Source organism: Pontimicrobium sp. MEBiC01747 (assembly GCF_053601635.1).
The window spans coordinates 1-1,279 of the sequence record NZ_JBSHNS010000220.1 but is presented as its reverse complement, the minus strand read 5'-3'; the positions used below and the strand labels follow the sequence as shown (position 1 = coordinate 1,279).

The 1,279-nt window shown below is 29.3% G+C and carries 2 protein-coding genes; both read left to right on the top strand.

Translation table 11 applies throughout. From position 1 onward, the window contains the following. The coding region (locus ACVC2P_RS07380; protein ID WP_452597839.1) for a family 20 glycosylhydrolase at nucleotides 1-820 on the top strand (820 nt) is incomplete at its 5' end. Between the two features lie 6 nt (nucleotides 821-826). Further along, nucleotides 827-1,279 (top strand): LacI family DNA-binding transcriptional regulator (locus ACVC2P_RS07375; protein ID WP_452597838.1); only part of this gene is annotated, 453 nt, incomplete at its 3' end.

Genomic DNA, 1,279 nt, shown 5'->3' with positions numbered 1-1,279 from the left:
CTCTAATGGGTATTATATAGATAGAATGCTTTCTGTAGAGCACCATTATAGCATAGACCCAATAGGCAATGTAAAGCTAACAAAAGAAGAGCGAAAAAGAATTTTAGGAGGAGAAGCAACCATGTGGAGCGAACTAGTAACCCCTTTAACCATAGATTCTAGAATTTGGCCAAGAACAGCAGCAATAGCAGAACGATTCTGGTCACCAAAAACTATTAATAACATAGATAATATGTTACATCGCTTAAAAGATGTAAATAATAAATTAGAAGAATTAGGTATAACCCACATTAAAAATAGAGCAGTAATTCTAAGAAATATTAGTAATCATAGCGATAATGAAGCATTAAAAACGCTGTCAAGACTCTGTGAGCCATTAAAAGTATATACAAGAAATAAAGGAGGAACAGAATATAAGTCCTTTTCTCCTTTTACTCTATTCGCAGACGCTTGTGTTGCAGATGCAGAAGAAGCTACTGCATTTAATAAACTAATAGCAAGAGAAAACGGGATTACCGAAAATAATTTAGCAGAAATTAAAAACTATTTAAAAAAGTGGGCTACAAATTATGAAGGTTTAACTCCAATAATTAAAAACCCAAACATAAAACCTTTAGAACCATTATCTAAAAACTTATCTCTAACCTCTACATTAATATTAAAAAGTATAAATAATAAAAAAATAACCCAAGAAGATTTGCAAACCTTATTTGTTTCTATTAAGGCACTTCAAGAACCCTATGCAGATGTAGAATTAGCAATAACAGATGCTTTTAAAACACTAATAAAATATTGTAAAACGAACTATTCAATACACTAATAACCTATGAGAACTAGTAGTGTCACATTAAAAGATATGGCATCAATTTTAAATGTATCTGTATCCACAGTATCTAAAGCTTTAAGTAATAGTCCAGAAATAAGTACTAAGACTAAACAAAAAGTAATTAAAATAGCTAATTCTCTAGATTATAAGCGAAATATACACGCATCTGCATTAAGAAATAAAAAGAGTTTTATAATAGGAGTTATACTACCAGATTTACATGAAGGCTTTTTTTTAAACACTTTAAATGGAATTACAGAAGAATCCTATAAAAATGATTATAAGATAATGATGTATCAAACAAGCAATGATTTTAACAATGAAGTAAAATATTCAAATCTCCTGTCAAGAAGTAATATTATAGATGGGGTAATTTTTGCCTCAACTAAAAAAGAAATCGTAGAAACTAGAGAATGTGAGCATTTAAAAGCATTTATAAATAAAGGCGTTCCT